Below are 13,177 nucleotides of genomic sequence, written 5' to 3'. Positions count from 1 at the left end.
CAGTCATCCCTGATGTATGGAGATTAAAAATGTGGAAGCGGGCTTGCTTGCTCCCACATGTTTTACCGCTTTTGATCTACACCACTCAGGTCGGCTTTCAGGCCGCCGTGCTGTTGCTGTTGATCTTGATCTTGATCTTGATCTCAGGCGCCCCGTTAAACCACGCTGGCCGCAAGTAGGCACGGTGGAGCGGGTAAACCGGCAAGGATGCCGGTTTAGCCGCGCTGGGCCAGGGATGGCCCATCGCGGCGACCCGCGCAGCCGTGCCGGAGTGCGGGCACACCGAGCCACAGCGAGGTGCCGAGTGGTGGGGCAAGAGCCCTTTTGGTTACTTTTGGCTGGGCCGGCATTCCGGGCTCTTTTCCAAAAGTGACCCGCTGTAAGAGCGGAACCATAAGTCGCCGTTACCCCAAAAACGGATATGTACCCAGCGGCCTAGCGACAACCACAGAGCCCAAGCCATAAAGAGATGTGTAGATACCTATGCTCATCGCAAGCAAACCAGACGCTACACTTTATCGATATGCCGATAATCCAACTGCAACCCAGCCGCCAATTCCTGAGCCCTGCCCAACCTGATCGGCCCCCGTTCGATATCCACCAACACCCCCGGGCACTCGAGCAACGGTAACCCACCAATATCCTTGAGCCGCCCATCGGTAATCACCAACAATCGCTGCTGCTCGGCCGGATAACGCTTGCGCCGCAGCGTCAGCCAATGCCCGGCCTCGGTCAACGCCGCCAGCAACGGCGTACCACCGCCCGCACCCAACGGCTCCAGCCAACCTGCCAGACTTTTCGCCGCCTTCAAGCCCTGCACCTGCCATTTGGGCGATTGCCCGCTGGCCGTCAATAACGCCATCCGCGCCCGTTGGCGGTAGGCATCATCAAACAACTGGGCCAACAAACCCTTGGCATCGATCAACGCGCGATGCCGCCGAGTAGACGCCGACGCATCGACAATCACCAGCCACAACTCATGGGCCGAGCGGCTACGCAGGTGGTAAAGCAAATCCTCACGGCATTGCGGACGACCGCCGAGCAAGGTGCCCGGCCAATTGATCGAGCCCTGTTTCGCGCTGCGCGCCTTGCCCTGCCGACCTCTGTCCAGTCGCCCCGCCTTGGGCCGCGCATCCGCCCCCGCGTCAGGTCGAGGGCGAATGCCTAGGGCTTTTTTGGCCAGGTGGGCACATCCCTGCGCGCCCCCGTGGCCAAGGCCGGCGCGGGCATATCGCCCCACTGGCCTTGGCCGGATGAGGTGTCGGAAGGTGTAGACGACTGCCCGTCGCTGGGCGGGCTTGCCGGTGGTGATTGCTCCTGACGGCGATGACGCAGGGCAAATTCGGCGACTGCCTCGATATCTTCTTCGGCAATCGCAACAGCTCCGCGCCAGGCCGCATGAGCCCTGGCACCGCGCAACCACACCAGGTCCGCGCGCAAGCCATCGACACCGGCAGCAAAACAGCGCTCGGTGATCTGCGCCAAGGCCTGATCATCCAATTCAATGCTGTCGAGTCGCGCGCGCGCCTGGGTGCAGCGTTCGCGCAAAGCGCCTTGTTGCTCGGCCCATTGAGTGCAGAACGCGGCGGGGTCACTGTCGAAATCCAGGCGACGACGGATAATCTGCCCACGCTCGATGGGCAGGGTTTGCCCGCTCAGCGCCACATTGAAGCCGAAGCGGTCGAGCAGTTGCGGACGCAACTCGCCCTCCTCCGGGTTCATCGTGCCAATCAGCACAAAACGCGCCGAGTGACGATGAGAGATGCCGTCACGCTCGATCAGGTTGGTGCCGCTGGCGGCCACGTCCAGCAGCAGATCCACCAGGTGATCGGGCAGCAAGTTGACTTCATCGACATACAACACGCCGCCGTCAGCCTTGGCCAGCACGCCGGGGGAAAACTGCGCGCGGCCTTCGCCCAGCGCAGCGTCCAGATCCAAAGTGCCCACCAAACGCTCTTCAGTGGCCCCCAAAGGCAAGGTGACGAACTGACCGCTGGCCAACAGGTCCGCCAGACCCCGCGCCAGGGTGGACTTGGCCATCCCGCGCGGGCCTTCAATCAGCACGCCACCGATCTTCGGGTCGATAGCGGTCAGGCACAGGGCCAGTTTCAGATCGTCGGCGCCGACCACGGCGGACAGCGGAAAATGGGGAATATCAGTCATCAGCTGTCTTCTTCTATGGATCGTTCCCACGCTCCCGCGTGGGAACGCCTCACTGGACGCTCTGCGTCCGCTCTTGTGACGCGGAGCGTCACGGGCTGCATTCCCACGCGGAGCGTGGGAACGATCAAATCTCAGCCATCTTCTTCTATATCCAGCAACAGGTTTTCCAACGCATCTTTATAAGCCCCGGGCTCCTGCCACATGCCGCGCTGCTGAGCTTCGAGCAGGCGCTCGGTCATGTCGCGCAGGGCATCGGGGTTGTGCTGCTGCACAAAGGCCCGGGTGTCAGGGTCCAGCAAGTAAGCGTCGGCGAGCAGAGCGTATTGGTGATCGTCGATCAACGCGGTGGTGGCGTCGAAGGCGAACAGATTGTCCACGGTCGCCGCCATTTCAAACGCACCTTTATAGCCATGGCGTTTCACGCCCTCGATCCACTTGGGGTTGGCGGCACGGGAACGGATCACCCGGTTCAGCTCTTCCTTCAAGGTGCGGATCTTCGGCAAGTCTGGCTGGCTATGGTCGCCATGATAGCTGGCGGCTTTGTCGCCACTCAGGGTTTCCACGGCAGCGAGCATACCGCCCTGGAATTGGTAGTAGTCGTTGGAATCGAGTAGGTCATGCTCGCGGTTGTCCTGGTTCTGCAACACCGCCTGCACCTGGCTCAAGCGCTGGGCGAATTGCTCACGGGCGGCGGTGCCTTCATCGGAACCGCCGTACGCATAGCCGCCCCAATTCAGGTAGACCTCGGCCAAGTCCTCGCGGCTTTGCCACAGGCGACCATCAACCGCGCCCTGCACGCCCGCGCCATAGGCCCCCGGCTTGGCGCCGAAAATACGCCAGCCGGCCTGTTTCGCCGCAGCGTCTTCGTCCAGACCCGACCTGAGCAGCGCCTCGCGCTCGCTGCGCACTTTGGCGGCCAAAGGGTTCATATCGTCGGGTTCATCCAGGGCCGCCACCGCCTGCACCGCCGCATCAAACAGACGAATCAGGTTGGCGAAGGCATCCCGGAAGAACCCGGACACGCGCAAGGTCACGTCGACACGCGGACGGTCCAGCAGGCTGATCGGCAGGATTTCAAAGTCATCCACCCGCTGGCTGCCCGTGGCCCACACCGGGCGCACGCCCATCAGCGCCATCGCCTGCGCGATATCGTCACCACCGGTACGCATGGTGGCGGTACCCCACACCGACAGCCCGAGCTGACGCAGATGGTCGCCGTGATCTTGCAGGTGCCGCTCAAGAATCAGGTTGGCCGACTGAAAACCAATGCGCCAGGCCGTGGTGGTAGGCAGGTTGCGCACATCCACCGTGAAAAAATTGCGGCCCGTCGGCAGCACATCCAGGCGACCGCGACTCGGTGCGCCACTCGGGCCGGCCGGCACAAAACGGCCACTCAAGGCGTCCAGCAAGCCGCGCATTTCCGCCGGACCACAGGCATCCAGGCGCGGCGCCACCACGATGCGCAAGCTTTCGATCACCGCCTTCACATCCGCCCAGCCGGGCTCTTCCAACTGTTCGAGCGGCCCTTCCAATGCTTGTTCGATCAACCGCGCCGCATACAGCTCCAGCCGCTCACGGGTATCACCGGCGGTGCGCCACAGTTGCGTATCGATCTTCTGCAACACCTCGGGGCGGCGCCCGGTCCAGGGTTCGGCCAGCGCACAGTCAAGCGGATCAAAGCCCAGCTCAAAGGCTTTGGCCAATACGCGCAGCAGGCTCGATTGCGGACCTCGGCCATCACCACGCGGGATACGCAGCAAGGCCAGCAAGGTATCGATACGCAAGCGGCCTTCAGGCGACTCGCCAAAGATATGCAGGCCGTCGCGGATCTGCGACTCCTTCAAGTCACACAAATAAGTGTCGAGGCGCGGCAGCCAGACAGCAGCGTCAGCATCGCTGTCCATCTCAAGCTCTTGATCAATGCGGGTTTCACGCACCAGCTTGAGAATGTCTTTTTGCAGCTCAAGGGCACGTCGCGGATCGAGCAACTGCGCCTCGTAATATTCGTCTGCCAACAGCTCAAGATTACGCAGCGGGCCATAGGTTTCGGCACGGGTCAGCGGCGGCATCAAGTGATCGATGATCACCGCTTGAGTGCGGCGTTTGGCCTGGGCGCCCTCGCCGGGGTCGTTGACGATAAACGGATAGATGTTCGGCAGCGGCCCAAGCAATGCGTCGGGCCAGCAATTTTCCGACAGCCCCACGCCCTTGCCCGGCAGCCATTCCAGGTTGCCGTGCTTGCCCACATGGATCACGCCGTGTGCGCCGTAGGTGTGGCGTAACCAAAAGTAAAACGCCAGATAGCCGTGAGGCGGCACCAGGTCCGGGTCGTGGTACACCGCGCTGGCGTCCACCTGATAACCCCGCGCCGGCTGGATACCGACAAAGGTCAAGCCCAGGCGCAGGCCGGCGATCATCATGCGACCGTCGCGGCACATAGGGTCGTTTTGCGGGTTGCCCCAGCGCGCAATCACGGCCTGGCGATTGGATTCAGGCAAGCGATTGAACATCGCTTCGTAGTCGTCCAGGCCCAAGCTTTGATGGCACGGACGCAGGTCGAGACTGTCCAGATCGTTGGTAACACCGCCAAGCAAATCATGGATCAAGGCGGTGCCGCTAGCCGGCAATTCACTCGGCACCGGATAGCCTTCAACTTGCAGGGCGCGCAGGATATTCAGCGCCGCCGCCGGGGTATCCAGGCCCACGCCGTTGCCGATACGGCCGTCGCGGGTCGGGTAGTTGGCGAGGACCAGCGCGATGCGTTTGTGCGCATTCGGCACCCGCGCCAACTCAACCCAGCGCCGCGCCAGTTCGGCGACAAAATCCATTCGCTCCGGCGCTGCGCGGTAGCACACCACATCCGACTGGCTGCGCTCACTGCGCCAGGCCAGGTCCTTGAAGCTGATCGGACGGCTGATGATGCGCCCGTCCAGCTCCGGCAACGCGATGTGCATCGCCAGGTCACGCGGACCGAGGCCTTGCTCGCTGGCTTGCCAGCCGGGCTCGTTGTCCTGGGCGCAGATCGCCTGGATCACCGGGATATTGCGGCGAAACGGGCGCAGATGCGGCGCCTCGGGGCTGGATTGGGCAAAGCCGGTGGTATTCAGAATCACCGCCGCGTTTACGTCATCCAACAGGTCCTCGACCACCGTCAGGCAGCCGGGCTCTTTCAAACTGGCCAATGCAATCGGCAACGGGTTAAGGCCCGCCGCCTGCAAGCGCTGGCAGAACACATCGATAAAACCGGTATTGGCCGCCTGCAAATGCGAGCGGTAAAACAGCACCGCAGCCACCGGTAAGTCGGCGTGCCAATCCGCTTGCCAGTCATTCAGGCGAGCGTTGGCTTTGCGGGGGTGATAAATCGCGGTGCGCGGCAGGGTTTGCGGCTCGGCCCAGGCATAGTCGCGACCCAAGTAACCACTGGCCAGGCAACGATAGAAATCCAGGGCATTGCCCAAGCCACCTTGGCGCAGGAAATGCCACAGGCGGTCACGTTCTTGCACGCCGACGGTGCTCAGACCGCTGAGTTCCGGGTCCGGGCGATCGTCCCCCGGCACCAGAATCAGTTGCACGCCGCGTTCGGCCAACTCCACCAGACGTTCGATGCCGTAACGCCAATAGCCGATGCCGCCATGCAGCGAAATCAGGATGACCTTGGCGTGGCGCAGCACCTCATCGACGTACAAGTCGACCGAGGCGTGGTTCTGCACCTGCATCGGGTTGGCCAGGCGCAGGCTGGGGTAATCGTCGGGCAACTGCTGGGCCGCTTCGGCCAGCAGCGCCAGGCTGGAATCACCGCTGCACAGGATCACCAGTTCAGCGGGGGTTTGCCCGAGGTCGGCAATATTGTCGTCCGAGACGAAACCACCGGGCTGGGTCCTGAGCAGGTGCATGGGTTAAACGCTGAGCGCGGCGCGCAGTTGCGCTTCAAGGCCCGCCGCGTCCAGCTCTTGGCCGATCAGTACCAGACGTGTGATGCGCGCTTCGTCTGCGCCCCAGGCACGGTCAAAGTGCTTGTCGAAACGCGTGCCTACACCCTGGATCAGCAAGCGCATTGGCTTGTTCGGGATCGCGGCGAAACCTTTGACGCGCAGGATGCCGTGCTGCACCACCAACTGCGTCAGCGCGTCGAGCAACAGTGATTCGTCGGCCTGTGGCAGGTCGATGGAGATGGAATCGAAAGCGTCGTGATCGTGGTCATGGTCGTCGTCACCGTCATGGTGATGATCGTGATGGCTGTGGCGGCCGTCGATGTGTTCTTCGGACCCGGCGCCCAGGCCGATCAATACGTCCAGGGGCAAGCGACCGCTGCTGGCTTCGATGATCTTCACGGCCGGCGGCAGCTCTTCAGCGACTTCCAGGCGCACGCGGGCCAAGTCTTCGGGGCTGATCAGGTCAGTTTTGTTGAGGATCACCAGGTCAGCGCTGCCCAGTTGGTCGGCGAACAGCTCGTGCAGCGGTGATTCGTGGTCCAGGTTCGGATCGAGTTTACGCTGGGCGTCAACTTGGTCCGGGAACGCAGCGAAGGTGCCGGCGGCTACCGCCGGGCTGTCGACCACGGTGATCACCGCATCAACGGTACAAGCGCTGCGGATTTCCGGCCATTGGAAGGCTTGAACCAATGGCTTGGGCAGCGCCAGGCCCGAGGTTTCGATCAGGATATGGTCGAGGTCGCCGCGACGGGCAACCAATTCGCGCATCACCGGGAAGAACTCTTCCTGCACGGTGCAGCACAAGCAGCCGTTAGCCAGTTCGTACACACGGCCGTTGGCTTCTTCCTCTGTGCAACCGATGGAGCATTGCTTGAGGATTTCACCGTCAATGCCCAGCTCGCCGAACTCGTTGACGATCACCGCAATGCGACGGCCCTGGGCGTTGTCGAGCATATGACGCAGCAACGTGGTTTTGCCCGAGCCGAGGAAGCCGGTAACGATGGTGACGGGGAGTTTGGCCAGTGTTTTCATCGGATGCCCTTTGGGGCGGGCATACGGGACGATAGGCCCTGCGGCGGCGCGCAGAAGCGGATTTCGTCACCGGATCACCCCGCCCGGTTGAAGTAGAAAATCGATTACGAGGCAGGTCTCCTGGCTTGGGGCATGCGGGTCTTGCGACCGGCGCTGACTGCGCCTTCCCGCCGTCATGGCAGTGGCGTGGCAGTCAGATAAACCCTTCACAGTTGCGGGGGCAGCCGCGGCTTGAACCGCGTTCCCTTCTTAGCTTCGACCTGGGCCGAAGAACCTCGAAGGTGCAAGGCTACAGGGGCTCGGTCCATTTGACTACCGTCGCCCTGCATGCTTTCCTACACACCTTGTTTCGGGTGCCCTTCACAGGGTGAAACGGGAAACCGGTGAGTCATACCCCTTTACTCAAGGGCATGACAAGTCCGGTGCTGCCCCCGCAACGGTAAGCGAGCGAAGCGTCACAGCCACTGTGCTTATGCATGGGAAGGCGATGCTTTCAGGACTCTGTTCAAGAGCCCCCTCGCAAGCCCGGAGACCGGCCCGAAAAAATCAGATAACAAACCCGCGGTGGGCGGGCGCTGTTCGAACCCTGCGTGCCTGGCTCGCGGGGTTTTCATGCGCTCGCGTCACCGAAACCCAAAAGGGACGCGCCATGTCGATCATCAGCAGCACCTCGCACACCGCCAGCAGCACCGCCACCCTGAGCCAACGCCTGACCGCCGCTATCGGCGCGTCGATCCTTGGCGCGTGCCTGGTGTATTTCGCCGGTTTCTCGCATATCGAAGCGGTGCACAACGCCGCCCACGATACCCGCCACAGCGCCGCGTTCCCGTGCCACTGAGACCTGCCGACATGATCAAGCGTATTGCTCAAACTGCAGGTTTCACCGGCCTCTTGGCCGCCCTGCTGCTGACCCTGCTGCAAAGCTTCTGGGTTGCCCCGCTGATTTTGCAGGCGGAAACCTTTGAAAAAGCGCCGGCCGCGACTGAAGTGACGCATGAGCACGCCGCTGGCGCTGCTGCCCACACCCACGACGCCGAAGCCTGGGAGCCGGAAAATGGCTGGCAGCGCGTGTTGTCCACCACCGGCGGTAACCTAGTGGTTGCAGTGGGTTTTGCCTTGATGCTGGCGGGCCTCTACACCTTGCGCGCACCGACCCGTACGGCCCAAGGCCTGTTGTGGGGCCTGGCCGGTTACGCGACCTTTGTGTTGGCGCCCACCCTGGGCCTGCCGCCTGAACTGCCGGGCACCGCCGCCGCCGACCTGGCGCAGCGTCAGATCTGGTGGATCGGCACTGCAGCGTCCACCGCTGCCGGTATCGCGCTGCTGGTGTTTGGTCGCAGTTGGTTGCTGAAAGCATTGGGCGTGGCGATTCTGGCCGTGCCGCATGTCATCGGCGCGCCGCAGCCGGAAGTGCATTCAATGCTGGCCCCGGAAGCCCTGGAAGCACAGTTCAAAATCGCTTCGCAGCTGACCAACGTGGCGTTTTGGCTGGCCTTGGGCCTGATCAGCACCTGGCTGTTTCGCCGTAATCGCGACGGCCAATACTCGGCATGACCCTGGTGGTCGGTCTGGGTTGCCAGCGGGGTTGTGATGTTCAGACCCTGCTGGACCTGTTTGAAACCGCTCTCGCCGAGGGCGGTATCGAGCGCCGGCGCATCACCGCGCTGGCAAGTATCGATCGCAAACAGGATGAGCCGGGGTTGTTGGCCCTGGCCCAGTTGCTGAACCTGCCATTACGTTGTTTCAGCGCAGAACAACTGGCGATTTATGAAGACCGGTTGAGCCACAAATCAACCGTCGCTTTTACGCATACCGGCTGCTACGGCATCGCCGAAAGTGCCGCACTGGCCCTGACCGAACACCTCTGCAAGGCCCCTGCCCGCCTGCTGATTACCCGCCAAAAAAGCGCCCAGGCCACCTTTGCATTGGCTTGCCCCAGCTAAAAACCCGATAATCACGCGTCTCGATCATGAGTAATCTTCATGCTCGCCCGTTTTCAACAGGAACTCCCCATGACCGTCTACTTCATCGGCGCAGGCCCCGGCGACCCGGAACTGATCACCGTCAAAGGCCAGCGGCTGATCCGCAGTTGCCCCGTGATCATCTATGCCGGCTCACTGGTGCCCGCGGCGGTCTTGGAAGGCCATCAGGCGGAACAGGTGGTCAACAGCGCCGAGTTGCACCTGGAACAGATCGTCGAATTGATCAAGGCAGCCCATGCCAAAGGCCAGGACGTGGCGCGGGTGCACTCCGGTGACCCGAGCCTGTATGGGGCGATCGGCGAGCAAATCCGCCATCTGCGCGAGCTGAATATCCCGTTCCAGATCATTCCAGGCGTCACCGCCGTAGCGGCCTGCGCTGCGCTGCTGGAGACCGAGCTGACCATGCCGGACATTGCCCAAAGCGTGATCCTGACCCGCTACGCCGATAAAACCAGCATGCCGGCCGGTGAGGATTTTGACAGCCTGGCCCAGCATGGGACGACCATGGCGATTCACCTGGGGGTCAACCATCTGGAGAAGATCGTCGCCGAACTGCTACCGCACTACGGCGCGGATTGCCCGATTGCCGTGGTGCACCGGGCGACGTGGCCGGATCAGGATTGGGCGGTCGGCACGTTGGCGGATATTGCCGAGAAGGTCGCGGCCAAGGGCTTTCGGCGGACGGCGTTGATCGTGGTCGGGCGGGTGTTGGCGAATGACAGTTTCAGCGAGTCCTCGCTGTACCGCGCGGGGCATGCTCACCTCTATCGCCCCTGAAGAAACGCGGTTGAACATGTGGGAGCGGGCTTGTCCGCTCCCACAGTTGATATCTTGCGTTAGATAAGTATCGTAATGGATTGAATTTCATGCATAAAAAAACGGCGCTCACGGGGCGCCGTTTTTTTGTTCGCAGTGAACACCTTACTCAGTAGTAGGCGTTTTCTTTCTGCGTGTGGTCAGTCACGTCGCGTACGCCCTTGAGCTCCGGAATGCGCTCGAGCAAGGTGCGCTCGATGCCTTCACGCAGGGTCACGTCGGCCTGGCCACAGCCCTGGCAACCGCCGCCGAATTTGAGTACGGCAATACCGTCATCCACCACATCGATCAGGCTGACCTGACCGCCGTGGCTGGCCAGCCCCGGGTTGATCTCGGTCTGCAGGTAGTAGTTGATGCGCTCGTTGACCGGGCTGTCGGCGTTGACGTTCGGCACCTTGGCGTTTGGCGCCTTGATGGTCAATTGGCCGCCCATGCGATCGGTGGCGTAATCGACCACGGCGTCGTCGAGGAAGGCTTCGCTGAAGTTGTCGATGTAGGCGGTGAAGCTTTTGAGCCCCAGGGCGGTGTCTTCAGGTTTTTCTTCGCCTGGCTTGCAGTAGGCGATGCAGGTTTCTGCGTACTGGGTGCCGGGTTGGGTGATAAAGACGCGAATGCCGATACCCGGGGTGTTCTGCTTGGACAGCAGGTCGGCCAGGTAATCGTGGGCGGCGTCGGTAATGGTTATGGCAGTCATGGAAACTCCTCACAGGCTTGGTGGGAGTTTACGCCAAATTGTTGCGCAGGTACAAAGTCCTAGTGTTTTTGTCGGGATAGGCTTGAGTACATATCAGCCATCACCCAAGCAACGGATATTCACACCAACCCCAGATCACAAATTCTCATACCGATTCATATCCAACACCCCCTCTTCCACCGGTGCGGTCTCACGGATGTACTGCGACAAATCATGAAAATACTGCCAGAACAACGGGTGACTACGCCGAATCCCCCACCGATCCACAATCTTTTCAAACCGCTTGGTATCCTTGGCATCCTCCATCGCCGCAACAAACTCAGGCACTTCCCGCGCAGGAATATTGAACATGAAGTTCGGATAACTGCTCAGCACACCAGGGTAGATGGTCACAGTGTCCAAGCCAGGCTGATAGCGATAAGCCTCCCCCAGCAAAAACGCCACATTACTGTGCGCCCGGTTACGCAACATGCTGTAGACCACCCGCTTCCCGCCGGCAGTTTCGATCCGCAGCATAGTGGCTTCAGGCAATTGGTCGATAACCTTGAGCCCCGCAGCCGGCCGCGACGTCAGCCGACTCAGCGCCTGCTCCGCGTCCTGCAACGCCGGGTCAATCCCATCGCGCGAACAAAAGGCACCAGCGCAGCGGTTGATCGGGTCCGGGCTGGCATTCAGGTCGCCATAGCGCGTCAGTAACTGGTTGGCAAAGTCGCGCTTCGGGTCTTTTTCATCGAGATGCAGCCCGCTTGGCTTGTCATCGTCAATCGCCTCGTAGTCCAGCCACATCTTGAGTTTGCCGCTGTTCTGGTACCAGTCATCCATAAAGTCATCACGGGAATCAGCCGGCATCAGGCGCAGGAAATTTTGCTCGGCACCATTACGGATCAGGTCGAAGTAAAGCCGGGTCTGGGCCTGGTGCGACACATTACCGAACACATCGAAATTCACCGCCAACTGGTAATACGTACGTTCCAGCAACGGATAATCGAACAGCCACATAGTCTGCGGCACTTCGCCAATCAGGCCCTTGGTCACCGAAGCACTGTCGAAATGGCGGAAGATGCTCAGCAAGGCATTGTCATTACCGGCCCACAAAGTCGACCAACTGGGCGGCGCCACATTCGCATAGCTGTCACGGCGCAGTGCTTCGTATTGATTGCGCTTGTCGCGATAAGCCAGCCACAGGCTGAGCACACTGCCCACATCATCGTTCTGCCCGGGCATGGCCAGCAACGGCGTGGCCTGGCCGCGATAGCGGGCATCGGTGATGTATAGGTCATGATCCGGGTCCTGGAACAAGGTCCAGAAGTTATCGCGAATAACGTCCGTGGCGATCTGCCCACGGCATACCGGCCCGCGAATAAAGGTGCGCACGAAGTATTCGGCGTTATCGAGCATGAACTGGTAGCGCGCCTTGGCCGGGATCGCTTCAAACGTTTCGAATGGATTGGCGCGACGGCCCGGGCCGTAACCCGGCAAGGCGTTGACCTGCCAGTTGCCGGCGTAAAACAATTCTTTGATCCGCGCCATTTTCTCGGCACTGAACGGGTAAGTGATGTGGGTTTTATGCACGATCACGCCCTGCACCGGCCACAATCGGTAATACACCTGGGTACCCGGGTCGTCATTGGGGCGACGGGTGGCGATCAGGTCAATCGGTTGGCCGCTCGGGGTGCGCGAGCGTACCCACTGGAAGTAATGCCCCGGCTCGCCGCTCTCGAAGTAGATATGCGCCAGGAACAAATGCTCGAACAACCAGCGCGCCACCAGGCTTTCCCGGGCGCCCGGCTGGTTGAACAGGTTTTCCCACTGTTGCACCTGCAGGGCTTCCTTGGCACTTGGCGCCAAGCCCTGCTCATCAATCGGCGCGCCGGAGGCCAGCCAACGTTGCAGGGTCTGGTATTGCTGGTCAGTCAAGCCGGTGACCGCCAGCGGCATGCCTTCCTTGGGGTGAGCACCGGCGTAAGCATTGAACTCGCCGGGCATCGCGCACATGTTTTCGCGGTTCAGGCCCAGCATGATTTCGTCGGGCAACTTGGCGTTCGGTTGCAGCGGCGCGTTGTGGCCTAGCTCCAGCATGCGTGCCATCAGTGCGGCCTGACTGCCTTGGGCGTCGAGTACGGAATAGAAGCCTTTTTGTTGCCACGCAGCTTTGCCAAAGGCGTCATAGAACAAACGGGTGGTCGGCGTAGCCTGAGTGCGTTCACCGTCATAAACCGGCACTTTGCTTGCCCCACGCGCCGCGCCCTCGGCGCTGCCGAGGTTCAATTGGCAGGCGGAATCGTAGCAAGCATGGCAGGCCACGCATTTCTCGGTGAAGATCGGCTGAATGTCACGGGTATAAGAGATCGCCGGGGCGGGACGGTTATCCGGTAACGCCTGTGCCTGTGCGGTGCCGGCTATTAATGCCAGGACGGCGCTGATGATGAGGCGAAGTGACATGTATCCGGTCCCGATTCAATACAGACGCTGAAAAATTGACGGTGATTCTACCGGGCCACAGCCCCCAACAACATGAACGATATTCATGCAAAACCTGCACATGCTCTAAATCGGCA

At 61.3% G+C, this 13,177-nt stretch carries 10 protein-coding genes and 2 riboswitches; of the genes, 4 read left to right on the top strand and 6 right to left on the bottom strand.

Annotated elements, in window-relative coordinates:
- Positions 1 to 508 precede the first annotated feature (508 nt).
- From BFL40_RS25740 to cobW, 4 genes are all read right to left on the bottom strand, one after another.
- Entirely contained in the window at positions 509 to 1,111 is a 603-nt protein-coding gene (locus tag BFL40_RS25740) for a vWA domain-containing protein (protein WP_071486572.1), read from the bottom strand.
- A 53-nt stretch (positions 1,112 to 1,164) separates the two neighbouring features.
- Positions 1,165 to 2,163: a magnesium chelatase ATPase subunit I gene (locus BFL40_RS25735; RefSeq protein WP_071486569.1), complete on the bottom strand. Its 999-nt coding sequence runs from the start codon at positions 2,161 to 2,163 to the stop codon at positions 1,165 to 1,167.
- A 131-nt stretch (positions 2,164 to 2,294) separates the two neighbouring features.
- Positions 2,295 to 6,056, bottom strand: a complete 3,762-nt coding sequence (cobN, locus tag BFL40_RS25730) for a cobaltochelatase subunit CobN (RefSeq protein ID WP_071486568.1) — start codon at positions 6,054 to 6,056, stop codon at positions 2,295 to 2,297.
- A 3-nt stretch (positions 6,057 to 6,059) separates the two neighbouring features.
- Positions 6,060 to 7,127 carry a cobalamin biosynthesis protein CobW gene (gene cobW / locus BFL40_RS25725; RefSeq protein ID WP_071486567.1) on the bottom strand — a complete coding sequence of 356 codons (1,068 nt, stop codon included), beginning with the start codon at positions 7,125 to 7,127 and terminating at the stop codon, positions 6,060 to 6,062.
- A gap of 93 nt (positions 7,128 to 7,220) precedes the next feature.
- A riboswitch (cobalamin riboswitch) is annotated at positions 7,221 to 7,420 on the bottom strand.
- Between the two features lie 41 nt (positions 7,421 to 7,461).
- A riboswitch (cobalamin riboswitch) is annotated at positions 7,462 to 7,682 on the top strand.
- A gap of 94 nt (positions 7,683 to 7,776) precedes the next feature.
- Here cobW and BFL40_RS25720 point away from each other — a divergent pair.
- From BFL40_RS25720 to cobM, 4 genes are all read left to right on the top strand, one after another.
- Positions 7,777 to 7,965, top strand: a complete 189-nt coding sequence (locus tag BFL40_RS25720; protein ID WP_024075128.1) for a CbtB domain-containing protein — start codon at positions 7,777 to 7,779, stop codon at positions 7,963 to 7,965.
- 11 nt (positions 7,966 to 7,976) lie between these two features.
- Positions 7,977 to 8,681: a CbtA family protein gene (locus BFL40_RS25715; RefSeq protein ID WP_071486566.1), complete on the top strand. Its 705-nt coding sequence runs from the start codon at positions 7,977 to 7,979 to the stop codon at positions 8,679 to 8,681.
- A complete protein-coding gene (locus tag BFL40_RS25710; protein ID WP_071486565.1) occupies positions 8,678 to 9,070 on the top strand; it encodes a cobalamin biosynthesis protein in 393 nt (130 codons plus the stop codon). The genes BFL40_RS25715 and BFL40_RS25710 overlap by 4 nt, the downstream gene beginning before the upstream one ends.
- 69 nt (positions 9,071 to 9,139) lie before the next feature.
- On the top strand, positions 9,140 to 9,886 hold the full coding sequence (gene cobM, locus BFL40_RS25705) for a precorrin-4 C(11)-methyltransferase (RefSeq protein WP_071486571.1): 747 nt from the start codon (positions 9,140 to 9,142) through the stop codon (positions 9,884 to 9,886).
- A 148-nt stretch (positions 9,887 to 10,034) separates the two neighbouring features.
- Here the strand turns inward: cobM and nfuA are convergent, their stop codons facing one another.
- Both nfuA and BFL40_RS25695 read right to left on the bottom strand, forming a co-directional pair.
- Positions 10,035 to 10,619, bottom strand: a complete 585-nt coding sequence (gene nfuA / locus BFL40_RS25700; protein WP_027606479.1) for a Fe-S biogenesis protein NfuA — start codon at positions 10,617 to 10,619, stop codon at positions 10,035 to 10,037.
- Between the two features lie 135 nt (positions 10,620 to 10,754).
- Positions 10,755 to 13,061 (bottom strand): fatty acid cis/trans isomerase, encoded by a 2,307-nt coding sequence (locus tag BFL40_RS25695; RefSeq protein WP_071486564.1) that lies wholly within the window; start codon positions 13,059 to 13,061, stop codon positions 10,755 to 10,757.
- Positions 13,062 to 13,177 lie beyond the last annotated feature (116 nt).

Origin of the sequence: Pseudomonas costantinii, from assembly GCF_001870435.1 — a bacterium.
In the GTDB taxonomy this organism is placed as follows: Bacteria; Pseudomonadota; Gammaproteobacteria; order Pseudomonadales; family Pseudomonadaceae; genus Aquipseudomonas; species Aquipseudomonas costantinii.
Note: the sequence above shows the minus strand (reverse complement) of the source record. Positions and strands in the feature narration are given on the sequence as shown.

Excerpts from the sequence above, each read along its gene's own strand:
- BFL40_RS25735 (WP_071486569.1), bottom strand. The coding sequence starts at position 2,163 with ATGACTGATATTCCCCATTTTCCGCTGTCCGCCGTGGTCGGCGCCGAC.
- cobN (WP_071486568.1), bottom strand. The coding sequence starts at position 6,056 with ATGCACCTGCTCAGGACCCAGCCCGGTGGTTTCGTCTCGGACGACAAT.
- cobW (WP_071486567.1), bottom strand. The coding sequence starts at position 7,127 with ATGAAAACACTGGCCAAACTCCCCGTCACCATCGTTACCGGCTTCCTC.
- BFL40_RS25720 (WP_024075128.1), top strand. The coding sequence starts at position 7,777 with ATGTCGATCATCAGCAGCACCTCGCACACCGCCAGCAGCACCGCCACC.
- BFL40_RS25715 (WP_071486566.1), top strand. The coding sequence starts at position 7,977 with ATGATCAAGCGTATTGCTCAAACTGCAGGTTTCACCGGCCTCTTGGCC.
- BFL40_RS25710 (WP_071486565.1), top strand. The coding sequence starts at position 8,678 with ATGACCCTGGTGGTCGGTCTGGGTTGCCAGCGGGGTTGTGATGTTCAG.
- cobM (WP_071486571.1), top strand. The coding sequence starts at position 9,140 with ATGACCGTCTACTTCATCGGCGCAGGCCCCGGCGACCCGGAACTGATC.
- nfuA (WP_027606479.1), bottom strand. The coding sequence starts at position 10,619 with ATGACTGCCATAACCATTACCGACGCCGCCCACGATTACCTGGCCGAC.
- BFL40_RS25695 (WP_071486564.1), bottom strand. The coding sequence starts at position 13,061 with ATGTCACTTCGCCTCATCATCAGCGCCGTCCTGGCATTAATAGCCGGC.